Genomic DNA, 24,324 nt, shown 5'->3' with positions numbered 1-24,324 from the left:
CGGTCATCGGGCGTCGTGCCCCCGGTGCGGCACGATCGCGACGGGGCAGGCGGAGTGGTGCAGCACCGCGTGTGCGGTGCGGCCGAGCTGGAGCCCGAGGTGCCCCTCGCGGCGTCTCGCCCCGACGACCAGGAGGTCGGCGCGGTGCGAGGCGTCCACCAGCGCCCGGCGGGCGTGGCCCTCGGCGGTGCGCCGACGCACCTCGACGTCCGCCGGGAGGTCCGCCAGCGCGGCTTCGAGCACCTGCCCGGCCCGCTCCTCGTACTGACGGGTCGGCACGCCGGCCGTCAGGGGATGGCCGCCGGGCTCGTGCACGGGGCAGCGCCATGCCCGCACGGCCTCCAGCGGCACGCCGCGGCGCCGCGCCTCCTCGGCGGCGAAGCGCACCACCGAGGACTCCCTCTCGTCCTCGCCGACCCCCACGACGACGAGTCCGTGGACGGGCGGCGTCGCCTGGTTGTCGTGGCTGCCGCGCAGCACGATCACCGGGCAGTCGGCGTGGGCGGCGACGGTCAGACTGACCGAGCCGAGCACCATCCCGGCGACGCCGCTGCGGCCGCGGCTGCCCACGACCAGCGCGGAGGCGCTCCGGGCCGCGCGGATCAGGGCGGACCCCGGCTCCTCGAACACCACGTCGGTCGTGACCCGCAGGCCGGGGTGCCGGGCGCGGGCTCGTTCGGCGGCGGCGCCCACCACCTCCCGGGGCAGGGGCGGTTCGGTCGGTCTGCCGACGTCCAGGGCGAGCGCGACGCCCTCGTACCGGTCCCAGAGGCAGGCGTACACCACCCTCAGCGGCACTCCGCGCAGGGCGCTCTCGTCGGCCGCCCAGTCCGCGGCGCGCAGGCTCGGCTCGGAACCGTCGACGCCGACGACCAGCGGCCCGCCGTGGGCTTCCGCGCCGGCCGCGCTTCCGACCACAGCGTTTCCGTCTGCCACGTTTCCGTCCGCCGCCCTTCCGTCCACTGCGTTCCCGTCCACTGCGTTTCCGTCCGCCGCGTTCCCGTCCGCCGCGTTCCCGTCCGCCTCGTTTCCGTCCGCCTCGTTCCCGTTCGCCGCGTTCATGATCTTCACTCCTTCCGAGCGAGCTGTCAGTGGGGTGCCCCGAGTGTCGAGTCCGGTCCCGATCGTCACCGCGAACTGCGCGGCCTGTGCCGCGTCGGGCAGCGTTCGCCCCGTCGCGACGCCCGGCACGGCGACTCGCCGCGTCGCCGAACCAACCGGGCAGGCCCCCTACGAGGCCGATCCGACGCCCTGCCACGCACCGCACCGCACCGCACCGGACGCCGCTCCGCGCCGCCGCCGACGGGAAGCCCCCGCCTGACGAGACCCTAGGCCTGAAGCGAGCCGGAACCGGACATCCCGTTCGGGTGCGCGAGCGGGGGCGTCCGTTCGTCGCCACGGACGGCGGAGCGGACACCGGTGAGGGTGTAGGTCAGGGCCGCAGCGGCGACGACTGCGAGCAGAGCGAGGCCTGCCGCGTAGGTCCCGTACTCGCCGTACAGCGAGCCCATGACCAGCGGCGGCAGGAAGCCGCCCAGGCCGCCCGCAGCGCCGACCACGCCGGTGACCGAACCGACCTGGCTGGCCGGGGTCAGCAGGGCCACCAACGCGAACGTCGCTCCGCTGCCCGCACCGAGCGCCGCGGCCATGGCGAGGAAGGCGATGGTGCCGACCGCGGCCAGGGGCGGGGTGAACGACTGCACGACCGCTCCGGCGACGACCACGGCCAGCGAGCCGGCGAGGAGCCGGACCGGGCCCAGCCGGTCGGACAGCCAGCCGCCGACCGGGCGCATCGCCACCGCGAGGATCACGAATCCGGCCATCCGGTTCGCGGCGTCGGCCTGGGTGAGCCCGTAGCCGGTCTTGAGATAGGTGGGCAGGTAGACGGAGAACGCCACATAGCCGCCGAACGCGACCGCGTACAGCGCGGACGCCTGCCAGGTGATACCCAGCCGCGCGGTCGCGGCCAGCCGGCGGGCCAGCGGCTCGGTGGGCACGGTGCGTCCGGGGGCGTCGCGCAGCAGCAGCGCGGCCGCCACGGCGTAGGCGGCGAGCACCGCGGCGGTGATGAGGAACGGGGTGGCCATGCTGTTCGCGTCGACCAGCTTCACGGTGGTCAGGGCGCTGAGTGCGGTGCCGCCCATTCCGGCGCCGAAGACGCCGATGGCGAGGCCCCGCCGCTCAGGGGGAAACCAGGCGTTGACGAAGGGTACGCCGACCGCGAACGCGGTGCCGCCGATGCCGAGGAAGAAGCCGCCGACCAACAGGGCGGGAAGGGAGGAGTGGCCCGCCAGGCCCAGGTAGAGCACCGGCACGATGGTGGTCGCCGACACGATCGGCAACATCACCCGCCCACCGAACCGGTCCGTCAGAGCCCCCACCGGGATGCGGCCCATGGAGCCGACCACGACCGGCACCGCCACCAGCAGCGACTGCTCGAACGACGACAGGTCGAGGCTGTCCTTGAACCGCGGGCCGAGGGGGCTCAGCAGCGCCCACGCCCAGAAGTTCACGGCGAAACCGACGGTGGTCAGAGCCAGCATCAGCCACGCCTGGCGGGCCACCGGAGCACCCGACGGTGAGCTGTCACTCTCCGACCTGAACGGCTGGACCATGTTGTCCGTCCCTTTCGTCTGCATGGTGGTACGGAGCCACCGGATCGCCTGCGCACGGCTGGCCCCTTGCCCGCCCGGCGGCGTCCCGTGACCACTGTCCGTATCCGCTCTCGCAGGCGGCATGGGCCGTCGGTCCCTGGCCGGGGCCCGACGGGCCTCGGTTGCCCCGGACGGTCGAACACGGCCGTGTGAGGGGTGCCGTGTGAGGAGTGCCGCGTCCGGCCGCGGTGAGCGGCCGGACGCACGACCGAACCGGACGACAGGCGCCGTACCCGCTGCGCCTGCGGCGGACGGGACGGGGGAGGGTCGCCACAGCGGACACATGATGCGGTCGTACAGGCGGCTGAGCGTCTGCGGATCGATCGCAGCCAGCATGCAAGGCCCGGCACGCCCGCCTCCCCGGCCGACCGGCCCCGGTGGCGGGGCCGTTGGTCCCTGCTGCCGCCGGAAACACGGGCCCGGTGGGCCATCCGCCGGGGACCGCAGGCCCCAGGTGCCCGAAGCCGTGCGCCGCTTAGCGTCCTGGCCATGGAGAACGATCAGAACGCAGGGCAGCGGGAGTCGCGCGCCGGTGGCGGCTGGCCGCTGGCGGCCCGCAGGCTGCTCACGCGCAGCGAGGTGTCGGCCGACGGACGCGCCGTGTTCGGCGCGGTCGACGGCAGGTGGGAGGGTTTCTACCGGGACCGCTGGGCGCACGACAAGGTGGTGCGCTCCACCCACGGCGTCAACTGCACCGGGTCCTGCTCATGGATGGTGTACGTCAAGGACGGCATCATCACCTGGGAACACCAGGCCACCGACTACCCGTCGATCGGCGCGGACTGCCCCGAGTACGAACCGCGCGGCTGCCCCCGTGGCGCCTCGTTCTCCTGGTACACCTACTCGCCGAGCCGGGTCCGCTACCCCTATGTGCGCGGCGCGCTGCTGGAGCTGTGGCGCGAGGCCCGCGAGCGGCTCGGCGACCCGGTGTCCGCGTGGGCCGAGATCACCTCCGACCCGGCGAAGGCCCGCGCCTACAAGCGGGCGCGCGGCAAGGGCGGTCTGGTGCGCGCGGACTGGGACGAGGTCAGCGAGCTGATCGCCGCCGCCCAGGTGCACACCATCAAGGCGTACGGCCCTGATCGTGTCGCCGGCTTCTCCCCGATTCCGGCGATGTCGATGGCGTCCTTCGCGGCCGGTGCCCGCTTCCACTCGCTGATCGGCGGCACCCTGCTGTCGTTCTACGACTGGTACGCCGACCTGCCGATCGCCTCGCCGCAGGTCTTCGGCGACCAGACCGACGTCCCGGAAGCCGCCGACTGGTGGAACGCCGGCTATCTGATCATGTGGGGCTCCAACATCCCCGTCACCCGCACGCCGGACGCGCACTTCCTGACCGAGACCCGCTACAACGGCACCAAGGTCGTCGCGGTCAGCCCCGACTACGCCGACAACGTCAAGCACGCCGACGAGTGGCTGGCACCGCACCCGGGCACGGATGGCGCGCTGGCCATGGCGATGGGACACGTGATTCTGCGCGAGTTCCTGGTCGACCGCGAAGTGCCGTACTTCCAGGACTACCTGCGCAAGTTCACCGACGCCCCGTTCCTGGTCACCCTGCGCGAGCACGACCGCGGTCTCGTCCCCGACGGGTTCCTGACCGCAGCCGACCTCGGCGCCGACGAGAAGGCCGAGAAGGCCGAAGAGAACGAGGAGAACGGGAAGGCCGAGGAGAACGGGAAGGGCGAGGAGGCCGAGGAGAACGCTGCGTTCAAGACCGTCCTTCTGGACCGGACCACCGGCGAGCCGGTGGTCCCCGGCGGCTCGCTCGGCTTCCGGTGGGGGGATACCGGGCAAGGCCGCTGGAACCTTGAACTGGGCGATGTCGTACCCGAGTTGAGCCTGCTGGAGCGGGCGGAGGCCACCGTCGAGATCGCGCTGCCCCGGTTCGACGAGGGCGCCACGGAGGGCGGCTCGGTCCTGATGCGCGGCGTGCCCGTGCGCCGGATCGGCGGACGGCTCGTCACCACCGTCTTCGACCTCATGCTCGCGCAGTACGGGGTACGGCGGCCCGGTCTTCCCGGCAGCTGGCCTTCGTCGTACGAGGACGCGTCCGAGCCGTGCACGCCGGCCTGGCAGGAGACGATCACCTCCGTGCCTGCCGGGCAGGCGGCCCGTATCGCGCGGGAGTTCGCCCGCAACGCCGAGCGCACCAACGGCCGGTCGATGATCGCGCTGGGCGCCGGTACGAATCACTGGTTCCACTCCGACACCATCTACCGCGCGTTCCTGGCACTGCTGACGATGACCGGCTGCCAGGGCGTCAACGGGGGCGGCTGGGCGCACTACGTCGGGCAGGAGAAGGTCCGCCCGGTCACCGGACAGCAGCACCTGTCGTTCGCCTTCGACTGGCAGCGGCCCACCCGGCACATGGCGGGAACCTCGTACTGGTATCTGAACTCCGACCAGTGGCGCTACGAGGCGTTCGGGCCCGATGAGCTGGCTTCACCGCTCGGCAAGGGGCGGTTCGACGGCAAGGGGTTCGCCGACTGCCTGGCGCAGGCCGTACGGCTGGGCTGGACGCCCGGCCATCCCGGCTTCAACCGCAACCCGCTCGATCTGGCGGACGAGGCGGCGCGTGCGGGCCGGCCGGTGGCCGAGCACATCGTCGACTCGCTCAAGTCGGGGCGGCTGCGGTTCGCCGCCGAGGACCCCGACGACCCGGCCAACTTCCCGCGTGTACTGACCGTGTGGCGGGCGAACCTGCTGGGCTCCTCCGGCAAGGGAAACGAGTACCTCCTGCGCCATCTGCTGGGCACCGACGCGGCGGTCCGCTCCGAGGAGACCCCGCCCGAGCACCGGCCGAAGGACGTGGTGTGGCGGAAGGAGGCTCCCGAGGGCAAACTGGACCTGCTGGTCTGCATGGACTTCCGGATGACCTCCACCGGCCTGCTGGCCGACGTCGTGCTTCCGGCCGCGACCTGGTACGAGAAGGACGACCTGTCCAGCACGGACATGCACCCCTTCGTACACGCCTTCACCCCGGCCATCGCCCCGCCCTGGCAGGCCCGCACCGACTACGACGCCTTCCTGACCATCGCCGACCGGTTCAGCGAGCTGGCCGCCGAGCACCTCGGCACCCGCACCGACGTCCTCGCGGTGCCGCTTCTGCACGACACCCCGGACGAACTCGCCCAGCCCGGCGGGGTCGTACGGGACTGGAAGGCGGGCGAGTGCGAACCGGTCCCCGGACGCACCATGCCGAAGCTGGCCGTGGTCGAACGGGACTACGCCGTGATCGGGCAGAAGATGCGGGCCGTCGGTCCGCTGCTGGACACGCTGGGCACCACCACCAAGGGCGTCACCGTCCACCCGGACCAGGAGATCGACGACCTCCGTCGCCGCAACGGCACCGTCCGGGACGGTGTGGCCGCCGGGCGGCCCTCGCTCGCCACCGCGTCCCACATGTGCGAGGCGATCCTCGCGCTGTCCGGCACCACCAACGGGCGTCTGGCCACCGAGGGCTTCCGGGAGCTCCAGCGGAGGACCGGCAGCCGGGGGCTGGTCGAGCTGGCCTCCGAGCGCGAGGCCGAGCGGATCACGTTCGCCGACACCCGCACCCAGCCCCGCTCCGTGATGACGTCGTACGAGTGGTCGGGCTCGGAGACCGGCGGACGGCGCTACTCCCCGTTCGTGATCAACACCGAGCACAGGAAGCCGTGGCACACCCTGACCGGCCGCCAGCACTTCTTCGTCCAGCACGACTGGATGGCCGAACTCGGTGAACAACTGCCCGTCTACCGGCCCCCGTTGAACACGTCCCGGCACTTCGGTGACGAGCACCTGGGCGACCCCGGCCGGGCCGAGGTCACCGTCCGCTATCTGACCCCGCACTCGAAGTGGTCCATCCACTCCAACTACCAGGACAACAAGTACATGCTCGACCTGTCCCGCGGCGGACCCACGATCTGGATGTCCACCGCCGACGCCGGGAGGATCGGCGTCAAGGACAACGAGTGGATCGAGGCCTACAACCGCAACGGCGTCGTCGCCGCCCGTGCCGTGGTCACGCACCGCATGCCCGAGGGCACGGTGTACATGTACCACGCCCAGGACCGCAACGTGAACGTCCCCAGGACCGAGGTCAGCGGCAGGCGCGGCGGCATCCACAACTCCCTGACGAGGCTGCTGCTCAAGCCCACCCATCTCGCGGGCGGCTACGCCCAGTTCACCTACGCCTTCAACTACTACGGCCCGACCGGCAACCAGCGCGACGAGGTCACCGTCATCCGCCGCCGCAGCCAGGATGTGGAGTACTGACATGCGCGTCATGGCCCAGGTCGCGATGGTGATGAACCTCGACAAGTGCATCGGCTGCCATACCTGCTCGGTCACCTGCAAGCAGACGTGGACCAACCGCACCGGTGTCGAGTACGCCTGGTTCAACAACGTCGAGACCAAACCCGGCGTCGGCTACCCGCGCCGCTACGAGGACCAGGAGCGGTGGAAGGGCGGCTGGATGCTCGACAAACGCGGGCGCCTCGTCCTGCGCTCGGGTGGCCGGGTCAAGCGCCTGCTGTCCCTGTTCTCCAACCCCGACCTGCCGTCCATCGAGGACTACTACGAGCCGGTCACCTACGACTACGACAACCTCGTGGGCGCCCCCGCCGGCAGGGACATCCCCGTCGCGCGTCCCCGCTCCGTCCTCACCGGCAAACCCACCGCCATCACCTGGGGCGCCAACTGGGAGGACGGCCTCGGCGGCGCACCCGAGCACGCCGGAGGCGACCCCAACCTCACCGGAGAGTGGGCCCGGAAGGTCAGGTTCGAGTTCGAGCAGACCTTCCTCTTCCACCTGCCCCGCCTGTGCGAGCACTGCCTCAACCCCGCCTGCGTCTCTGCCTGCCCGTCCGGTGCGATGTACAAGCGGGTCGAGGACGGCATCGTCCTGGTCGACCAGGACCGCTGCCGCGGCTGGCGCATGTGCGTCACCGCGTGCCCGTACAAGAAGGTGTACGTCAACCACGCCACCGGCAAGGCCGAGAAGTGCACCTTCTGCTTCCCCCGCGTCGAGGCGGGCCAGCCCACCGTCTGCTCCGAGACCTGCGTCGGACGCCTGCGGTACCTCGGCCTGCTGCTGTACGACGCGGATCGCGTGGGCGCGGCCGCGGCCACCCCCGACGAGAAGGACCTCCTCGACGCCCAGCGCGGCGTCTTCCTGGACCCCCGCGACCCCGAAGTCCTGGCTGCGGCACGGGAGTCGGGCATACCCGAGGACTGGCTCGACGCCGCCCGCCGCTCCCCCGTGCACGACCTGGTCTCCCGCTACCGGGTGGCGCTGCCGCTCCACCCGGAGTACCGCACCCTGCCGATGGTCTGGTACGTACCGCCCCTGTCGCCCGTGCTGGACGCCGTCGACGCGGCCGGGGGCGACCAGGACGACCCCGACCACGTGTTCGCCGCCGTCACCCGGCTGCGCATCCCGCTGGAGTACCTGGCGGAGCTGTTCACCGCCGGGGACACCGATGTGGTCGCCGGTGTGCTGATGAAGCTCACCGCGCTCCGCTCGTACATGCGCGAACGCACCCTGGGTGAGCCGGGCGACGAGGCGGTACTGAAGGCCGTCGGCCTCACCGCACGCGAGGCGGAGGACCTGCACCGGCTGCTCGCCGTCGCCAAGTACGCCGACCGCTACGTCGTCCCAGCCGCCCACAAGGAGGACGCCGCCGCACTGACCGCCCTGGAGGGCCGCTGCCCCGTCGGGGCGTCCGGCGAGGCCGAGCCCCGCCAGGTCATGCTCGGCATCCCCACCCTGCGCCGCGACACCACTGCCGGAGGACGTCCGTGAACCCGCCGCCCGCCCCCGGTACCGAACACCCGGAAGGACCCCCGTCGATTCCCGCCCTCATCCGCACCCGCGTCCGGGCAGCCGTACGCCGCCCGGCCCGGCTCACCCCCGCGGAGAAGGCGGACCGAGCGCTGACACTGCGGCTCGTCTCGCTGCTCCTCCAGTATCCGGACTCCGAACTGACTTCGGCACGAGCCGAGTTGGCCGCCACCGTGGGGGCCATGCCCGCCACGCCCGCGGCGGAGCGACTGGCCCGGTTCACCGACTGGTTCACCTCCCAGCAGCCCGAGGCACTCGAACGGCACTACGTCGAGACGTTCGACCTGCGCCGCAGGAGCAGCCTCTACCTCACCTACTACCTGCACGGCGACACCCGCCGCCGGGGCATGGCCCTGCTCACCCTGAACCAGCGCTACCGGGCCGCCGGCTGGGACACCGACGGCGGTGAACTGCCCGACCATCTGCCGGTCGTGCTGGAGTTCGCCGCCCTGGCGGGCCCGGGAGGCGGCGAGGCGCCGCTGCGCCGGCACCGGCGCGGTGTCGAACTGATCCACCGGGCGCTGTCCGATGCCGGCTCGCCGTACCGGCACGTCCTCGCCGCGCTGCTCACCCTGCTGCCGCCGCCCAGTGAGGCGGACCGCGCGGCGGTGGAGCAGCTCGTCGCCGAGGGGCCGCCGAACGAGGAGGTGGGCCTCGACCCCTACGGAACGTACGGGGAAGGGGAGTTCGCTCCTCCGCACACCTTCGTGCCGCCCATGCAGGCCCCGCCGACCCGACTGCCACCGGCTCCCACCACCCGAACGGAAGGCCTCCGATGAGCGCCGTGCACACCCCCCTGGCGGTCTCGTCCACGAGCGGCACGGACCTTCTCCTGTGGGTAGCCGTCCCCTACGCCTGTCTCGCCGTGTTCGCCGTGGGGCACGTCTGGCGCTACCGGCAGGACCAGTTCGGCTGGACCTCCCGCACCACCCAGCTGCTGGAACACCGCTGGCTGCGCTGGGGCAGCCCCCTGTTCCACATCGGCGCCTTCATGGTGATCGCCGGACACGTCGCCGGTCTTGCCGTCCCCGACTCGTGGACCGAGTCGGCGGGAATCTCCGAGCACGCCTACCACACGACGGCCGTCTGGGCGGGCTCCGTGGCCGGCGTCGCCATGGTCGCCGGGCTGGGCATGCTGTGCGCCCGGCGGCTGCTGACCCGCCGGATCCGCCTCGGCACCGACCGCAGCGACAAGGTCCTCTTCCCCCTGCTGTCCGCCGCCGTCCTGCTCGGCATCACCGCCACCGCCGCACACAACGTCTTCGGCGCCGGTTACGACTACCGCTCCACCGTCTCCGTCTGGTTCCGCAGCCTGTTCGCCCTCCAGCCGCGGCCCGAGGCCATCGCCGAAGCACCGCTCCTCTTCCAACTGCACGCCCTCACCGCATTCCTGCTCTTCGCCGCCTGGCCCTTCACCCGGCTGGTCCACGTGTGGAGCGCCCCGATCGGATATCTCGCCCGGCCGTACCTGGTCTACCGGCGACGTGCCACCCCGGCAGCCGGACGGACCCGGTCGGCCTCCGGCTCCGGCTCCGGACGAGCCGCCTGACCCGAGGACCCACGCCGGTGCCGGGCCCGACGGGCGTCCGGCGCCGGCACCCGGTCGGCGCGAGCCGTCGTACGGGATGGCCGACGGCCCTCACCGGCACCGCCGCGATCGACTCCGAGCGCACATGCGAGGACCTCGGCGCCCCCGGCCGTGTCCGCCGGGGGCGCCGTCACTTCGCAGATCACCGCCCGTCCTCACGAACGCGCCAGAACCTCCCGTCCCGGTCCGGCCGTCCGGCCGTCCACCCCGGACCGCCGACGCCACGCACGGAAGACGGGACGGCGCCTCCCCACCTCACGTCGGCGCGGGGCGACGCACCCCCTACCGCGGTTTCAGCGTCACCGGCGGGAGTTCGGGAGCGGGCAGTCGGCCTCCGTCGTAGCCCTCTACCCGGCCGAACCGGGCGCTGCTCATCCAGTCCTCCCTGGCCTGTGCGATTTCCTCGTGGGACCGTCCGATGAAGTTCCACCACATGATCAGCTCCTCCTCGAACGGCTCGCCGCCGAGGAGCATCAGTGCGGCGTCCGACTCCGCGCGGAGGGGCAGTTCGCCGCGGCCGCAGCCGAGGTAGAGCATCGAGCCGGGAAGCACGGGAACGCCGTCGACGCGCGTCTCGCCGGACATGGAGAGCACGGCGTACTCGAAGTCCGGTTCGAGCGGGACGGCGGTGCCGGTGCCGCGGGTCAGGGCGAGGTCCGCGCCGACGATCGGCGTGTACACCGAGCCGGGCGAGCGGGCGCCGGCGAACTCGCCGAGGATGACGGTGGCGGTCAGACCGGAGGCGGTGACACGCGGGAGCTCCGCGTGGTGCTGGAAGTGGGGTTCCGCATGGCGGTGGGCGTCGGGCAGGGCGACCCACAGCTGGGCGCCGTGCAGAAAGCGGGCGCGGCTCTTCGGGCTCTCCTCGGAGTGGCTGATCGCCCTCCCCGAGGTCATCAGCCCGAGTTCCCCCGGCCGGATCGTCCGGAGGCTGCCGGTGCTGTCCCGGTGCAGCACCTCCCCCTGGTGCAGCCAGCTCACGGTCTGCAGGCCCATATGGGGATGCGGCGGGACCTGCATCCCGGGCTCGCCGGCGATGTCGTCGGGACCGTAGTGGTCGACGAAGCACCAGGCACCGACCATCCGGCGACCGAGGTTGGGGAGCAGCCGGCGGACCTCGGTGGACTCGCCGAGCCGGACGCGACGGGGGTTGAGGAGTTCGCGGACCGGATCGGCCACCACGAATCCCCTGCCGCCGCACACGGAGAGCGCAGCCTGACGGTCGAGATTGCTCATGGCGCCCAACCTAGTCCCGTGCGGTGCGGATCCAGCGCAACCAAGAACGTGGAATGCTCAACCGCTGTCTTGGGTTGAGCGCGCCGCGGGACCGTGGAGCAGCGCCCTGGCCGATCACCCGCGAACGCGCCGAGGGAGACCGGGTGAACGGCGGCCACCACGGGTTCGGGACACCGGCCGAGCGGTGGGACCGCGTGTGGTTCCTCTTCGACGCCGAGGAGTACGCGGCGGCCGCGCGGATCCTCGACGGTCCTGTCGCGGAGGAGCCCGGCCGGGTCGCCCCGCGGCTGCTGCCGGCACACGCCCACCACCACCCGGCCCGGCCCGGCAGAGCCGGGACCGGACTTCCGCGCCGTGCGGGAACGCGGTCCGGGTGCTGAAGCGCGATCCGAGTACTCAAGCGCGATCCGGTGCTGGAACGCGATCCGGTCGAGCACTGCGCCCGCCTGATGCTCGGCCGCACGCCGGAGCGGCAGGGCAGGCACAGCGAGGCGGCCGCTCCGCATCTGCGACTGGCGGCGGCGGTGTCCGGGGAGTTCCCCGGGGCGCGGCGAACCGGCGGTTGCCGCCTCCGCCGCGTCAGCCGTCCCGACCGCCGGTCAGCCGTCCTGGCGGTCGCTGCCGTCACTGCCGTGCGTCGCGTCGCTGCCGTCGCTGCCGTGCGTCGCGTCGCTGCCCTGTGTCGCGTCGCTGCCGTCGCGGTACTCCTCCAGCAGCCGCAGCCACACCTCGCTGATCGTCGGGTAGGAGGGCACCGCGTGCCACAGCCGGTCGATCGGCACCTCCCCGGCCACCGCGATCGTGGCGGAGTGGAGCAGTTCGCTGACGCCCGGGCCCACGAAGGTGGCGCCGAGGAGGATCTGCCGGTCGAGATCGACGACCATCCGGGCGCGGCCGCGGTAGTCGTCGACGAACAGGCTCGCGCCCGCGACGGCCGCGAGGTCCTTGTCGACCGCGCGGACCCGGTGCCCGGCGGCACGGGCCTGCGCCAGTGACAGTCCGACCGCCGCCGCCTCCGGGTCGGTGAACACCACCTGCGGCACGGCGTCGTGGTCGGCCGTCGCCGCGTGGGCGCCCCAGCGATCGGTCTCCAGCAGCGGGCAGCGCCGGGCACGGGCCACGATGGCCGCACCGGCGATTCGGGCCTGGTACTTGCCCTGGTGGGTGAGCAGCGCACGGCGGTTGACGTCACCGACCCCGTACAGCCAGTCGTGGCCGTCCACCCGGCAACTGTCGTCGACCGAGAGCCAGGAGCCGGGCTTCAGACCCACCGTGTCCAGCCCGATGTCGTCGGTGCGCGGGGCGCGGCCCGTGGCGAACAGCACCTCGTCGGCCTCGATCAGCTCACCGCCGTCGAGGACGACGGTGACCGGGCCGCCGGGGTCGGGCCGGTTGACCGCGGCCGCACCCGCGCCGGTCCGCACGGTCACCCCGGCCGCGGCCATCGACTCCGCGATGTGCTCGCCGACGAACGGTTCCATCCGCGGCAGCAGCCCTCGGCCGCGCACCAGCAGGGTCACCCGGGAGCCGAGACCCTGCCAGGCGGTCGCCATCTCCGTACCGACGACTCCGCCGCCCACCACGACGAGCCGCCTCGGCACGGCCTGAGCGCTGGTCGCCTCGCGGCTGGTCCAGGCCCTGGCCCCGGCGAGACCCGGCAGATCCGGCAGCGCCGCCCGGCTGCCGGTGCACACGGCGACCGCGTGCCGGGCTGTCAGCACATGGCGCTCGCCCTCCGGCCCCTCGACCACAACCCTGCGGGGGCCGTGCAGTCGGCCCTGTCCGCGGTACAGGCGGGCGCCGATGCCGTCGAGCCACGAGACCTGGCCGTCGTCCCTCCAGTGCGAGGTCATCTCGTCGCGGTGTGCGAGGACGTCCTCCGTACCGAGTGGGCCCCGCAAGGCCTGGCGGACACCGGGCACCCGGCGCGCGTCGGAGCCCGCGATCACGGGCCGCAGCAGCGCCTTGCTCGGCATGCACGCCCAGTACGAGCACTCCCCGCCGACGAGTTCGCCCTCCACCACGGCCGTGCTCAGACCGGCGGCCCGTGTGCGGTCCGCCACGTTCTCGCCGGTCGGCCCGGCTCCCAGCACCACAACGTCGTACTCCACGGCTGCCGTCATACCGACCAGTGTGGTGCCAGGTGTGGACGGCGGCCACAGGGGCAGGCGGAATACGGCCGCACCCCGCGCACGTTGTCGGGGGCGTCCCCGCGCGCCGCGAGGGCGCCGGAGGGACGGGGCCGACCGGACACCCAGGACAGCCAGGACACCCAGGAAGAGGTAGCAGGTAATGAGCACTGTCGAGCTCACCAAGGAAAACTTCGATCAGGTCGTCTCCGGGAACGACTTCGTCCTGATCGACTTCTGGGCTTCCTGGTGCGGTCCGTGTCGCCAGTTCGCCCCGGTGTACGAGGGCGCTTCGGAACGCCATCAGGACCTCGTCTTCGCCAAGGTCGACACGGAGGCGCAGCCGGAGCTGGCGGCGGCGTTCGACATCCGCTCGATCCCGACGCTGATGATCGTCCGGGAGAACGTCGCGGTGTTCTCACAGCCGGGCGCGCTGCCCGAGCCGGTCCTGGAGGACGTGATCGGCCAGGCCCGCGGGTTGGACATGGACGAGGTGCGCAAGTCCATCGAGGAGGCGCAGCAGAACGAGGCCCCGCAGGGGTGACCCGCCGGCCCCCGGCCGCGTGGAGCGGCGCGGACCGGAAGGGCGTTCTCCCGCGCCGCTCCACGGCGGTGGTTGCCGCGGGCGGCGGCCGTGAAGGCCGCGGCGACCGGCCAGCCGTTCCCGTGACACCGGTCCGGCACCCGCCGCCGCGCCGGCCCGGCCGGGCGGTCGGTCGGGCGGGCGGTCGGTCGGGCGGGCGGTCGGGCGGTCGGGCGGTCGGGCGGTCGGGCGGGCCAGCGCGCCGCTCGAGCCGAGCCGCTTCAGGCGGGCTGCCTCGGTTGCGTTGCTTCAGCCGGGCTGCCAGTCCCTGACCAGCGCCGTCAGCCCGTAGTCGAGTTCCGAGCCGTCCACGAGCAGCGCCTCCACCGTGCGGGTCTCGGGGTCGATGTCGGCGACGACTCCGTGCCCGGCGTAGCGCGGGTAGCCGGACGCCCCCCGTTCCCCGGTCGTCTCGACCACGGCCGTGCGGACGGCGCTGTCCTCCACCGCCGCGCCACCGCGGTCCTCGACGTGCTCCGGCACGAGCAGGATCTCGAAGCGCCGCGGAAGTGTGCTCATGCCCTGACGCTAGTCAGGCCCGGCCCGTCACGCATGTCCGCCCGCCGGTGGCCCGGACCCGCCGCCCGGACCCGCCGCCCGGACCCGCCTCCCCAGCGACGGACGTCCGCTGGACCGGCGCCCGTGAGCCGGTGGAGGCCCTCGCCGGTGCCCCCGACCGGCCCTCCCCTCCCGCCGGCCCTCCCCTCCCGCCGGACCGCGCAGCCCGCCGGACCCGCGCAGCCCGCCGGACCCGCGCAGCGCCGCGCGACGGTCGCCTACCGCGCGGTCTGCCGGGGGCCGGGCCCGGGACAGTCGAGGAGCCCGGCCGTGAACGGCGTGTCCAGGAGTCCGCCGCGCGCGTCCGGGAACAGGCACCCGGAGCGGGCGGATCACCCGATCGGAGCAGAAGGGGGCACTGACCTCCCGGTGGTGGGCGTCGAACCCGGGGACGGCCGGTGGTGCGGTGTGGAGCGCGGAGGCGCGGCAGAGCGCCTCCTCCTGCGCGTGGGCGCCGTTGAGGCACCCGCCGCCGGAATCGCGGTCCGAGGTGAGGCTCGGGACACCCGCCGGAATCGCGGTCCGAGGCGAGGCTCGGGACACCCGCCGGGTCGTCGTCCCGCCGGGTCGTCCGCCGCGCGGCAGCCAGGCTGCTCTCCCCCGTGACCTCGCATAGGCTGAAACGGTCCGCGCCGGGGACCACCGGCACGGGCTCGGGCCCGGCCCGTACACCCATGTCCCCTCGACCACGGCGGTCGGACCCCCGCCGATCGTCACCTTGTGGCCGTCCGAAGCCCGGTAGCGACCCGCGTCGACGATCTCCCGGGTCTGACGCGCGACCCCCCTCGACCGTGCCCTCACGCCCGGAGTCCTCAATGGTCGGGGAGGCGCCCGGCAGGCCCTCCACCACCCCGCTCACCTCGCCGGAAAGCCGGACGGACCCGGTCCGGGGGCACTCTTGTGAGAACCACGGCGGTGGCATTAGGTGGACGGAACGCCTTCGACAGGAGGAATTCGATCATGGCAGCAGCAGGCCGCGCGGGCGGTGCCCCACCGCTCTCCGAGGACGACGCCGAGGAACTGCTCCGGTGCATCTGCTTCAAGACGGGCCCGCCCCGCACCGTCGGGGTTGAGCTGGAATGGCTCGTGCACGATCGGCATCTGCCGCACCTGCCCGTCGACGAGGACCGCCTCGGCCGGGCATTCGCCGGACTGCGGGACCTGGCCCTCGGTTCGGCGCTCACCTTCGAACCGGGCGGGCAGCTGGAGCTCAGCTCGCCGCCCGCCGCGTCGCTGATGGAGTGCATCGACTCCACCGCGGCCGACCTGGCCGCGGTCCGGACCGCACTCGGCCGCTCCGGGCTCGTGCTGACCGGTTGCGGCCACGACCCCTGGAACCCGCCGCGCCGGCTGCTGCGCGAGCCCCGCTACGACGCCATGGAGGCGTGCCTCGACCGCACCGGCCCCGCCGGCCGGTCCATGATGTGCTCCACGGCCTCCGTGCAGGTGTGTCTGGACGCCGGACACGAGGAGCCCGGCCCGCTGGGCCTCGGCCGCCGCTGGCAGCTGGGGCACCTGCTGGGGGCCGTGCTGGTCGCCGCCTTCGCCAACTCACCCGCCGGAGCGGGCGGGAGGACCGGCTGGCGCTCGACCCGGCAGGCGCTGTGGGCCGATCTGGACCCGGCGCGGGCCCTGGCACCGCCTTCGGGCGCGACGCCCCGTGACGCCTGGGCCGCGCATGTGCTGGACACGCCGGTGATGTGCGTCCGTGCGGCGGAGGGTCCGTGGCCGGTGCCGGAAGGGCTGGCCTTCCGGGAGTGGATCCGGTCCGGGAAGCCCCGGCCGCCCACCCGCGCCGACCTCGAGTACCACCTGACCACGCTCTTCCCACCGGTGCGCCCGCGCGGTCACCTCGAACTGCGCATGATCGACGCACAGCCCGGGGAGGCGGGCTGGATGGTCCCGCTCGCCGTCACCGCGGCGCTCTTCGACGACCCGCAGGCCGCGGAGACCGCCTACCGCACCGTCAAGCCGCTCGCCGAGACCGCCGGCCCGCTGCCCGCGCCCCGCAACCCGCTGTGGGTGGGCGCCGCCCGGCACGGACTGGCCGACCCCGAACTGCACGGCGCCGCCGTCGGCTGCTTCGCCGTCGCCCTGGAGGCCCTCCCCCGGCTGGGCGCGTCGAAGGCCGTGCAGGACGCGGTCGCCGCGTTCCACGAGCGCCATGTCCTGCCCGGCCGGTGCCCGGCCGACGACTTCCCGCTCCTCGGTAAGGAGACCCGCTCATGACCGAGACCCCGGTGGCCGCGGACGAGGTGCTCAGGAAGCGCGCCCTGGAGGCGCTGACCGCGGCCAGGGCCCGTACCACGCTGCTGACGGAGTGCGTCGAGGACGGCGAACTCACCGCCCAGCACTCGCCCCTGATGTCCCCGCTCGTGTGGGACCTGGCGCACATCGGCAACCAGGAGGAGCAGTGGCTCCTGCGGGCCGTCGCCGGACGGGAGGCGATCCGGCCCGAGATCGACTCCGTGTACGACGCGTTCGAGCACCCGCGTGCCGAGCGCCCGGCCCTGCCGCTGCTGTCCCCCACCGAGTCCCGGACGTACGCCTCCGACATCCGCGGCCGGGTGCTGGACGTCCTGGAGGCGCACCCGCTGCACGGCAGCCCCCTCGTGGACTCCGCCTTCGCCTTCGGGATGATCGCGCAGCACGAGCAGCAGCACGACGAGACCATGCTCATCACCCATCAGTTGCGGCGCGGCCCGGCGGCGCTGGACGCCCCCGACCCGCCGGGGGGCGGCACCGCCGGGCTGCCGGCCGAAGTGCCGGTGCCGGCCGGGCCGTTCACCATGGGAACCTCCGCCGAGCCGTGGGCACTGGACAACGAACGGCCCGCGCACCACCGCCATGCGGACGCGTTCTTCATCGACACCACACCCGTCACCAACGGCGCCTTCCAGGCGTTCGTCGCGGACGGCGGCTACACCGACGAGCGCTGGTGGGCGCCCGAGGGCTGGGAGCAGATCCGCCGGCACGGCATCGGCGCGCCGCTGTTCTGGCGGTGCGAGGGCGGGCGGTGGCTGCGCCGCCGGTTCGGGACGACCGAGCCGGTGCCCGAGGACGAGCCGGTGCTGCACGTCAGCTGGTACGAGGCGGACGCATACGCGCGCTGGGCGGGGCGGCGGCTGCCCACCGAGGCCGAGTGGGAGAAGGCCGCCCGGCACGACCCCGCGTCCGGCCGTTCGCGGCGCTACCCGTGGGGCGACGAGGACCCGACGCCGGAGCGGGCCAACCTGGGGCAGCGGCACCTCCGTCCCGCGCCCGCCGGGGCGTACCCGGAGGGTGCCTCGCCGTGCGGGGCGCGGCAGCTGATCGGCGACGTGTGGGAGTGGACGTCGAGCGACTTCCTGCCGTACCCGGGGTTCGCGGCGTTCCCGTACCGCGAGTACTCGGAGGTGTTCTTCGGCCCCGGGCACAAGGTGCTGCGGGGCGGCTCGTTCGCGGTGGACCCGGTGGCCTGCCGGGGCACGTTCCGCAACTGGGACCTTCCGGTGCGCCGGCAGATCTTCTCCGGTTTCCGTACCGCCAGGGACGCCTGATGTGCCGTCATATCGCCTATGTCGGAAGGCCGTCGGCCCTGGGGGACCTGCTGGTGCGGCCGCCGCACGGGCTGCTGCGGCAGTCGTGGGCACCGCGCCGGCAGCGGCACGGCACGGTGAACGCGGACGGTTTCGGCGTGGGATGGTACGCGGAAGGCGATCCGGTGCCCGCCCGCTACCGGCGTGCCGGGCCCGTCTGGGCCGACCCGTCCTTCGCCGACCTGACCCGGGTGGTCCGCAGCGAGGCGCTGCTGGCAGCCGTCCGGGACGCCACGGAGGCCGGCGCCGACGGCGAGGCCGCGGCCGCACCGTTCGCCGCCGGCCCCTGGCTGTTCAGCCACAACGGAGCGGTGCGCGGCTGGCCCGGCAGTGTGGCTCCGCTCGCCGCCGCGCTGCCCGCCGCGGAACTGCTGTCGCTGGAGGCCCGCTGCGACTCCGCCCTGGTGTGGGCGCTGGTGCTGCACCGGCTGCGGGAGGGTGACGAGCCTGGCCAGGCCGTCGCCGACACCGTGCTCGACGCGGCCCGCGCCGCGCCGGGCTCCCGCCTCAACCTGCTGCTGACCGACGGCGTGACGATCGCCGCGACCGCCTGGGGCGACACGCTCTGGTACCTGGCCGTGCCCGGCCGGGGCACGGTCGTGGCGTCGGAGCCGTACGACGACGACCCCCGATGGTGCGAGGTGCCGGACCGAGCGCTGCTCACGGCGACCCGTACCGACGTACTGCTGACCCCGCTCAAGGAGCCGCCCGCGTGAGCCCGTTCCAGCTGACCCGCACCCTGCCCGAGGACGCCACGAGTGCCGCGCTGCGCGCCGACGTGCGGCACGGCCTGACCCGCAGTCCCAAGGAGCTGCCGCCGAAGTGGTTCTACGACGCCCGCGGGAGCGAGCTGTTCGAGGAGATCACCCGGCTGCCCGAGTACTACCCGACGCGCGCCGAGCGGGAGATCCTCGCCGGCCGGGCCGGGGACATCGCCGCGGCGACCGGCGCCCGCACCCTGGTGGAGCTCGGCTCCGGCTCCTCGGAGAAGACCCGCTTCCTGCTGGACGCCCTGCCGGAGCTGCACAGCTATGTCCCGGTGGACGTGAGCGAGAGCGCGCTGACCGGGGCCGGCGAGGCGCTGCTGGCGGACCGGCCCGGCCTCCATGTGCACGCGCTGATCGCGGACTTCACCCGTGTGCTGGCCCTGCCGGACGCCCCCGGCCCGCGGCTGGTCGCCTTCCTCGGCGGAACGGTCGGCAATCTGCTGCCCGTCGAGCGCGCGGACTTCCTGCGGTCCGTGCGGGCCCTCCTGTCGCCCGGCGACGCGCTGCTGCTCGGCACGGACCTGGTGAAGGACGAGCGGGTGCTGGTGGCCGCGTACGACGACGCCGCCGGTGTCACGGCGGACTTCAACAAGAACGTCCTCGCCGTGGTCAACCGGGAGCTGGAGGCGGACTTCCCCCTCGACGGCTTCGACCACGTGGCCGTCTGGAACGACCGGGAGGAGTGGATCGAGATGCGCCTGCGCGCACGCGAGCGGGCGAATGTGAAGATCCGCGGACTCGATCTCGTCGTTCCCTTCGAGGCGGGTGAGGAGATCCGTACGGAGGTCTCCGCGAAGTTCCGTCAGGAAGGGGTGCGTTCGGAACTGGCCGCCGCGGGGATGAGGCTCACCGGATGGTGGACCGACGCGGAGGGCAGGTTCGCGCTGTCCCTGTCGGCGGTGGCCTGAGCGGGGACCGGGCGCGGCTCCCGGGGCCGCGGGTGCGGGGCGGCACCGCTTCACCCGTACCCGCCTGGCGGGACGGGCCCGGCTCGTGGCGAACCGCCCCGAGCACCCCGCCCCGCGGTCCGTCACCTCCAGGTCGCTGCGCATGGACGCCAGGAAGTCGGTGAAGTGGCGGTGGTCGATGCGGTAGCGGCGGGCCGTGTGCGCGAGGGCGTGGACGACGGGTTCGGGGCTGCGGCCGAGGCGCAGCCCGGCGTCGAGGCGCTCCGACAGCCGGTCCAGCGCCGTCGCGCGTTCCGCGGGGGTGGCGTCGCTGTCGAGGTCGTCGACGATGTCGTCGGCCCAGCGGGCGAAGCCGTACAGCGCGTGGACGGTGCGCTGCTCACCGTAGGGCAGGTTGCGGGCGAGGTGGTCGGGGTGGGCCGCCGCGGGGATCGGCGGCAGGACGGTGATCTCCGCGGTCAGCCCCGCGGCCGTCGCGACCCGCCACAGCGAGGCGCCCAGCGCGTCGTCGCCGACGAACGCGGCCGCGCCGACGGGCCGGTAGGCGATGTGCACGGGCTGCACGGCCGCGCCGGCGTCCAGCGCCGCCTGGAACGCGGCGGGCCGGAAGCGGCCCCGCTCCCGGCCGCACCAGGTGGACCCCTCGGGGAACACCACCACCCGCGAGCCGCGCCGGAGCGCGCCGGCCACGGCGCCGACGACCGCGGGAAGCTCCCTCAGCCGGTCGCGGTCCACGAACAGCGTGCCGCCCAGACGGGCGAGGGGTCCGAGGACGGGCCACCGCCGCACCTCGCGCTTGGCCAGCATCCGCCCGGGCAGGACCGAGGCGACGAGCGGGATGTCCAGCCAGGAGACGTGGTTGGGGACGACGAGCGTGCCCGGTCCGGGAGGCAGCCCGGGCAGGCGCCGGGGCGGGACCGCGCCGCTCACCCGGACCCGTACGCCGAAGGCCCGCATCACCGTACGGCACCACAGTGCGGCCAGCCGTCCCCGGCCCGCCGGGCCGAGGACGGCCGCCACCGGGGCGAGTACGAGGCCCGCGAGGACCGCCGCGGTACCCGCGGCAAGGCGGAGGACCGCGGTGGCCCGCCGCACGGTCGGCCACCGAGGGGACGCGCAGCCGGCGGGCGTGCAGGGCGCCGTGGGCAGCCAGACGCTCATTTCACGGGCGCCAGGGAGAGGAAGTGCCGCAGGTAGCGGGGGTCGGTGCGGCGCAGCGACAGCAGGACGTAGAGGTCGGCGACGCCGAAGTCGGGGTCGTGGGCGGGCGCACCGCAGACCCAGGCCCCGAGACGGAGGTAGCCCCGCAGCAGCGGGGGGAGCCCGGTACGGCCCCCGGGGTGGGCGACGCCGTCAGCGCTCCAGGGCTTGTGCGGGGTGACCCGGTAGTCCTCCGGAGCGAGGTGCTTGGCCCTGACGGCGTCCCAGGTCGCGGCGGCGAGCCCGCCTCCGTCGGCGAGCGGCACCGAGCAGCAGCCGGACAGCCAGGTGCGGCCGGTGCGGGTCATGTAGCGGGCGAGCCCGGCCCAGACGAGCGCGATGACGGCGCCGTTGCGGTGGGCGGGGTGGACGCAGGAGCGGCCCACCTCGACGAGGTCGTCGCGGAGGGGGGCCAGCCGGGACAGGTCGAACTCGGTCTCGGAGTAGAGCCGCCCGGCGACCCGGGCTCGCTCCGGCGGCAGCACCCGGTAGGTGCCGACGACCCCGCCGGTGTCCTCGCGGCGCACCAGGATGTGGTCGCAGTACGCGTCGAAGGCGTCGGCGTCCAGCCCCGGTTCGGGGCCTTCGAGGCGGGCCCCCATCTCCCCGGCGAACACCTGGTGGCGCAGCCGCTGTGCGGCCCGTACGTCCTGCTGGTCGCGGGCGAGCGACACCACGTAGCGGGGCTCGGCGGCGACGAGGGGGGCGACGGCGGACGATGCGGGCATGGCGGTCTCCTCTGCCGGGCGGTGGAGCCGGGCCGCACCGTGCGGCGATCCGGCTCCCCAGTCATTCCGCGTCCGGCTGGACTCGACGTGACGACGGTGCGTAGCGCGGATGTGCGCCGCCTGAATGGCCGGCGGCCTCCTGCGACCTCCTGCCGGGGTGCGGTCGGGCGGGTGCTCGGGGCCCGTGCCGGATTCGGGACCGGCCGGGCGGGGGCCGGCTTCGGGACCGGCTCGGGTGATCGGCGGCCCCGGGCTCCAGGGCCGGGCGCCCGCGCCCGGGACCCGTGTTCCACCGCGGGGTCCCCGACCGGGCCCCGCCATGGGGCCCGGACGACCCGGACGACCCAGGTGACCCAGGTGACCCAGGTGACGCAGGCTGGGCGAACGGGCGACTGGGCGAACGGCCTGGACGGGGTGGACGGGGTGGACGGGACTTGGCCCCGACGCCTCGCGGAGCGGAAGGGGCTGGGGCACGGTGGACTGGAGCCAACGAAACGGCTGAGAGGAGAGCGGCCCTCATGTCCCACCACACCTACCGGGTCACCGAGATCGTCGGCACCTCGCACGAGGGCGTCGACCAGGCCATCCGGAACGGCGTCGCACGGGCCGGGCAGACGCTGCGCGGTCTCGACTGGTTCGAGGTCACGCAGGTGCGCGGCAACATCGAGGACGGCGAGATCGAGCACTTCCAGGTCGGCCTGAAGGTCGGGTTCCGCATCGAGGACGCGGAAGGCGCGGGCTGACACCGTCACCCGACCGGCGGCAGGAGCCCCGAGCATCCACGGTGCCGGCGCCGGCACCGATGCCGATGCGGATGCGGATGCCGGTGCCGCACGGCACCGGGGTGCGGACACGCAGGGGCGACGGCCATCGACCGCTCGTGAGCCCGCCCGGCCACGGAACCCGGCGGCTCCGGACCCGGTCGGCCGGGGCGCTGCCCTCCCTCTGCCGGTACCGCCCCGCCGCGCCGCGGGGCGTGCTGTGGCCCGAGGCGGGGCTCCGGACGGGAGCCGCCGGGAATCCGGCCGCGCGGTACGCCGCGGTACGGTGCGGCGGCCGCCGTGCCGGGCGAGGTTCCGCCCGGGGGCGCACGAACACCCGAGACCCGAAGCCCGGAACCCCGAAGCCCGGAACCCCGAACACCCGAACCCCGAGCGCTCGATGCCCACTCGACCCGCCTCGGGCCGATCGGCTCACGACAGGCACTCCGGTTCGCGCCGCCGGCGTCATGACGCCTCGGGAACGCGAACGGCCGACGAGACGAAAGGTACGCCATGAGGTTCACGGTCCTGGGGGCGAGCGGCCTGATCGGCTCGCGGACAGCCGAACGGCTGGCGGCGGCCGGGCACGACGTCGTCCCGGCCACCCGCTCCACCGGGGTCGACGTGGTCAGCGGTGAGGGTCTTCGGGAGGCCTTCTCCGGCTCCGACGTGGTGGTCGACGTGACGAACTCCCCGACGTCCGACGCTTCCTCCGTCGACTTCTTCGAGTCTTCGGCGAACGCCGTCGGGGCCGCGGCCCGGGAGGCCGGCGTTCGCCATCTGGTGATTCTCTCGGTCGTCGGCGTGGACCGGGTGCCCCAGCTCGACTACTACCGGGCCAAGACCGCGCAGGAGGCGATCGTCGCGAGCGGGCGGACACCGTACTCGATCGTGCGGGCGACGCAGTTCTTCGAGTTCGTCGAAGCGATCATGTCCTGGACGACCGACGGCGGCGTCGTCCGGCTGCCGCGCACCCCCCTCCAGCCGATCGCCGCGTCCGACGTGGCCGCGGCGGTCGCGGGCACCGCGGCAGGCGCCCCGTTGCAGGGGATCCGCGACATCGGCGGCCCCGAGGTGTTCCCGCTGGACGAGCTGGGCCGGATCGCCCTGGCCGCGCGGCCCGACGGCCGCAGTGTGGTCACCGACGACCGGGCGGGGCCGTTCGCCCTGGTGGCGGGAGACGTTCTGGTCGCTCCGGAGGGTTCGGACCTGGGGCCGACGTACTACGGGGACTGGCTGGAGCGCCGATAGGCCCGGTCTCCGGGGCCCGTTCGCGCCGGGTTCCGCATGCGGAACCCCACTTCCGGCACCGCGCCGAGTTCCGGGGTCCGTTCGCGCCGGACTCCGGTCGGGGCGGACCGGTGCCTGCGGGTATCCGCCGCACGGCGGGTACCGGCTCGCCAGGTCGTGCCCGCCGGTCACCGACCACCGGTCACCAGACGCCGGACGCCGGACGCCAGACGCCGGACGCCGGACGCCGGACGCCGGACGCCGGTCACCAGACGCCGGTCACGAGACGCCGACGACCGGAGGCCGGACGCCGACCACCGGACGCCGGTTCGCGGTCCCGTTGCCGGGAGGCCCTCGGCACCCCCCGGGTTCAAGGGGCCCTCCGTACCCGCAGGGCGGCCGGCCCGGATCGTTCGGCGGCGGGGGCGGCGGATCCCGGCCGGGGTGACGGGCGGCGGAACGGTACCGCCGTACGACCGGGGGCGGAAGCCGCGCCGGCCGGTGACGCGGACGGTCACCGGCCGGCGTGCCCGGTACGGGGTGTCGCTCCGGCCCAGAACAGGCGGCCCGGGACAGG

Annotated in this window: 18 protein-coding genes and 2 pseudogenes; 12 read left to right on the top strand and 8 right to left on the bottom strand. The window is 74.0% G+C overall.

Translation table 11 applies throughout. The features are described 5' to 3' along the window. Positions 1–3: 3 nt before the first annotated feature. Positions 4–1,062, bottom strand: coding sequence for a universal stress protein (locus DDQ41_RS29530; RefSeq protein ID WP_262508613.1), 1,059 nt, complete (start codon positions 1,060–1,062; stop codon positions 4–6). Between the two features lie 266 nt (positions 1,063–1,328). Then, the gene (locus DDQ41_RS29525) at positions 1,329–2,615 is read right to left on the bottom strand and encodes an MFS transporter (protein WP_109297207.1); all 1,287 of its coding nucleotides are present in this window, start codon (positions 2,613–2,615) and stop codon (positions 1,329–1,331) included. A 528-nt stretch (positions 2,616–3,143) separates the two neighbouring features. Here DDQ41_RS29525 and DDQ41_RS29520 point away from each other — a divergent pair. Genes DDQ41_RS29520 through narI form a run of 4 tightly spaced genes read left to right on the top strand, consistent with a single transcriptional unit; the run spans position 3,144 to position 10,030 of the window. Continuing rightward, complete coding sequence (locus DDQ41_RS29520) at positions 3,144–6,914, top strand: nitrate reductase subunit alpha (RefSeq protein ID WP_109297206.1); 3,771 nt, start codon at positions 3,144–3,146, stop codon at positions 6,912–6,914. 1 nt (position 6,915) lies between these two features. After that, positions 6,916–8,442: a nitrate reductase subunit beta gene (narH, locus tag DDQ41_RS29515; RefSeq protein WP_162602766.1), complete on the top strand. Its 1,527-nt coding sequence runs from the start codon at positions 6,916–6,918 to the stop codon at positions 8,440–8,442. Beyond that, positions 8,439–9,260, top strand: a complete 822-nt coding sequence (gene narJ / locus DDQ41_RS29510) for a nitrate reductase molybdenum cofactor assembly chaperone (RefSeq protein WP_109297204.1) — start codon at positions 8,439–8,441, stop codon at positions 9,258–9,260. The genes narH and narJ overlap by 4 nt, the downstream gene beginning before the upstream one ends. Then, complete coding sequence (gene narI / locus DDQ41_RS29505; RefSeq protein ID WP_109297203.1) at positions 9,257–10,030, top strand: respiratory nitrate reductase subunit gamma; 774 nt, start codon at positions 9,257–9,259, stop codon at positions 10,028–10,030. The genes narJ and narI overlap by 4 nt, the downstream gene beginning before the upstream one ends. A gap of 321 nt (positions 10,031–10,351) precedes the next feature. Here the strand turns inward: narI and DDQ41_RS29500 are convergent, their stop codons facing one another. Then, a complete protein-coding gene (locus DDQ41_RS29500) occupies positions 10,352–11,305 on the bottom strand; it encodes a pirin family protein (RefSeq protein WP_109297202.1) in 954 nt (317 codons plus the stop codon). A 143-nt stretch (positions 11,306–11,448) separates the two neighbouring features. On the opposite strand from DDQ41_RS29500, the pseudogene DDQ41_RS29495 reads away from it, so the two are divergent. Then, positions 11,449–11,850 (top strand): annotated as a pseudogene (locus DDQ41_RS29495) (hypothetical protein); the annotation flags it as partial. A 54-nt stretch (positions 11,851–11,904) separates the two neighbouring features. On the opposite strand, the gene DDQ41_RS29490 reads toward DDQ41_RS29495, so the two are convergent. After that, the gene (locus DDQ41_RS29490; protein ID WP_262508612.1) at positions 11,905–13,428 is read right to left on the bottom strand and encodes a dihydrolipoyl dehydrogenase family protein; all 1,524 of its coding nucleotides are present in this window, start codon (positions 13,426–13,428) and stop codon (positions 11,905–11,907) included. 169 nt (positions 13,429–13,597) lie between these two features. Here DDQ41_RS29490 and trxA point away from each other — a divergent pair, with 169 nt between their 5' ends. Further along, on the top strand, positions 13,598–13,978 hold the full coding sequence (gene trxA / locus DDQ41_RS29485; RefSeq protein ID WP_109297200.1) for a thioredoxin: 381 nt from the start codon (positions 13,598–13,600) through the stop codon (positions 13,976–13,978). Positions 13,979–14,266: 288 nt separating this feature from the next. Here trxA and DDQ41_RS29480 read toward each other — a convergent pair whose 3' ends face one another. Together DDQ41_RS29480 and DDQ41_RS33175 are read right to left on the bottom strand one after the other, a co-directional pair. Further along, entirely contained in the window at positions 14,267–14,536 is a 270-nt protein-coding gene (locus DDQ41_RS29480) for a hypothetical protein (RefSeq protein ID WP_109297199.1), read from the bottom strand. A 27-nt stretch (positions 14,537–14,563) separates the two neighbouring features. Next, positions 14,564–15,376, bottom strand: a complete 813-nt coding sequence (locus DDQ41_RS33175; protein WP_162602765.1) for a TIGR02452 family protein — start codon at positions 15,374–15,376, stop codon at positions 14,564–14,566. A 159-nt stretch (positions 15,377–15,535) separates the two neighbouring features. Between DDQ41_RS33175 and egtA the strand changes: the two genes are divergently transcribed. From egtA to egtD, 4 genes are read left to right on the top strand one after another with little or no spacing between them, the layout of a single operon-like run. Further along, entirely contained in the window at positions 15,536–16,804 is a 1,269-nt protein-coding gene (egtA, locus tag DDQ41_RS29470) for an ergothioneine biosynthesis glutamate--cysteine ligase EgtA (RefSeq protein ID WP_109297197.1), read from the top strand. Further along, entirely contained in the window at positions 16,801–18,114 is a 1,314-nt protein-coding gene (gene egtB / locus DDQ41_RS29465) for an ergothioneine biosynthesis protein EgtB (RefSeq protein ID WP_109297196.1), read from the top strand. Before egtA ends, egtB begins: the two co-directional genes overlap by 4 nt. After that, complete coding sequence (egtC, locus tag DDQ41_RS29460; RefSeq protein WP_109297195.1) at positions 18,114–18,869, top strand: ergothioneine biosynthesis protein EgtC; 756 nt, start codon at positions 18,114–18,116, stop codon at positions 18,867–18,869. The genes egtB and egtC overlap by 1 nt, the downstream gene beginning before the upstream one ends. Beyond that, entirely contained in the window at positions 18,866–19,828 is a 963-nt protein-coding gene (gene egtD / locus DDQ41_RS29455) for an L-histidine N(alpha)-methyltransferase (protein WP_109297194.1), read from the top strand. The genes egtC and egtD overlap by 4 nt, the downstream gene beginning before the upstream one ends. A gap of 177 nt (positions 19,829–20,005) precedes the next feature. On the opposite strand, the pseudogene DDQ41_RS33270 reads toward egtD, so the two are convergent. Next, a pseudogene (locus DDQ41_RS33270) lies at positions 20,006–20,989 on the bottom strand (1-acyl-sn-glycerol-3-phosphate acyltransferase); the annotation flags it as partial. After that, complete coding sequence (locus DDQ41_RS29445; RefSeq protein ID WP_109297193.1) at positions 20,986–21,756, bottom strand: GNAT family N-acetyltransferase; 771 nt, start codon at positions 21,754–21,756, stop codon at positions 20,986–20,988. The gene DDQ41_RS29445 and the pseudogene DDQ41_RS33270, both read right to left, overlap by 4 nt. 518 nt (positions 21,757–22,274) lie before the next feature. Here DDQ41_RS29445 and DDQ41_RS29440 point away from each other — a divergent pair. Further along, on the top strand, positions 22,275–22,499 hold the full coding sequence (locus DDQ41_RS29440) for a dodecin (protein WP_109297192.1): 225 nt from the start codon (positions 22,275–22,277) through the stop codon (positions 22,497–22,499). Positions 22,500–23,030: 531 nt separating this feature from the next. Continuing rightward, entirely contained in the window at positions 23,031–23,768 is a 738-nt protein-coding gene (locus DDQ41_RS29435; protein ID WP_109297191.1) for an SDR family oxidoreductase, read from the top strand. Positions 23,769–24,324 lie beyond the last annotated feature (556 nt).

Source organism: Streptomyces spongiicola (assembly GCF_003122365.1).
Classification (GTDB): Bacteria; Actinomycetota; Actinomycetes; order Streptomycetales; family Streptomycetaceae; genus Streptomyces; species Streptomyces spongiicola.
The sequence above is the reverse complement of the archived record's forward strand: the minus strand, read 5'-3'. Positions and strand labels throughout refer to the sequence as shown.

Bases quoted from the DNA above. Each gene is read 5' to 3' on its own strand.
- narH (WP_162602766.1), top strand. From the start codon at position 6,916: ATGCGCGTCATGGCCCAGGTCGCGATGGTGATGAACCTCGACAAGTGC.
- egtB (WP_109297196.1), top strand. From the start codon at position 16,801: ATGACCGAGACCCCGGTGGCCGCGGACGAGGTGCTCAGGAAGCGCGCC.
- trxA (WP_109297200.1), top strand. From the start codon at position 13,598: ATGAGCACTGTCGAGCTCACCAAGGAAAACTTCGATCAGGTCGTCTCC.
- narI (WP_109297203.1), top strand. From the start codon at position 9,257: ATGAGCGCCGTGCACACCCCCCTGGCGGTCTCGTCCACGAGCGGCACG.
- DDQ41_RS29480 (WP_109297199.1), bottom strand. From the start codon at position 14,536: ATGAGCACACTTCCGCGGCGCTTCGAGATCCTGCTCGTGCCGGAGCAC.
- egtC (WP_109297195.1), top strand. From the start codon at position 18,114: ATGTGCCGTCATATCGCCTATGTCGGAAGGCCGTCGGCCCTGGGGGAC.
- DDQ41_RS29440 (WP_109297192.1), top strand. From the start codon at position 22,275: ATGTCCCACCACACCTACCGGGTCACCGAGATCGTCGGCACCTCGCAC.
- DDQ41_RS29520 (WP_109297206.1), top strand. From the start codon at position 3,144: ATGGAGAACGATCAGAACGCAGGGCAGCGGGAGTCGCGCGCCGGTGGC.
- DDQ41_RS29435 (WP_109297191.1), top strand. From the start codon at position 23,031: ATGAGGTTCACGGTCCTGGGGGCGAGCGGCCTGATCGGCTCGCGGACA.
- DDQ41_RS29525 (WP_109297207.1), bottom strand. From the start codon at position 2,615: ATGGTCCAGCCGTTCAGGTCGGAGAGTGACAGCTCACCGTCGGGTGCT.
- DDQ41_RS29490 (WP_262508612.1), bottom strand. From the start codon at position 13,428: ATGACGGCAGCCGTGGAGTACGACGTTGTGGTGCTGGGAGCCGGGCCG.
- egtA (WP_109297197.1), top strand. From the start codon at position 15,536: ATGGCAGCAGCAGGCCGCGCGGGCGGTGCCCCACCGCTCTCCGAGGAC.
- DDQ41_RS29530 (WP_262508613.1), bottom strand. From the start codon at position 1,062: ATGAACGCGGCGAACGGGAACGAGGCGGACGGAAACGAGGCGGACGGG.
- DDQ41_RS29500 (WP_109297202.1), bottom strand. From the start codon at position 11,305: ATGAGCAATCTCGACCGTCAGGCTGCGCTCTCCGTGTGCGGCGGCAGG.
- DDQ41_RS29445 (WP_109297193.1), bottom strand. From the start codon at position 21,756: ATGCCCGCATCGTCCGCCGTCGCCCCCCTCGTCGCCGCCGAGCCCCGC.